This is a genomic window from Serratia sp. CY84636, assembly GCF_052166245.1.
Taxonomy (GTDB): domain Bacteria; phylum Pseudomonadota; class Gammaproteobacteria; order Enterobacterales; family Enterobacteriaceae; genus Serratia; species Serratia nevei.
The window spans coordinates 1-329 of sequence record NZ_JBJNOX010000036.1 but is presented as its reverse complement, the minus strand read 5'-3'; the positions used below and the strand labels follow the sequence as shown (position 1 = coordinate 329).

The 329-nt window shown below is 52.9% G+C and carries 1 rRNA gene; it reads right to left on the bottom strand.

What is annotated here, in order from left to right:
• Positions 1 to 329, bottom strand: a 23S ribosomal RNA gene (locus ACJ8QI_RS25460); the annotation flags it as partial.

Genomic DNA, 329 nt, shown 5'->3' with positions numbered 1-329 from the left:
GGCCGCCGTTTACTGGGGCTTCGATCAAGAGCTTCGCCTTGCGGCTGACCCCATCAATTAACCTTCCAGCACCGGGCAGGCGTCACACCGTATACGTCCACTTTCGTGTTTGCACAGTGCTGTGTTTTTATTAAACAGTTGCAGCCAGCTGGTATCTTCGACTGGCTTCAGCTCCATCCGCAAGGGACTTCACCTACATGCCAGCGTGCCTTCTCCCGAAGTTACGGCACCATTTTGCCTAGTTCCTTCACCCGAGTTCTCTCAAGCGCCTTGGTATTCTCTACCTGACCACCTGTGTCGGTTTGGGGTACGATTTAATGTTACCTGAT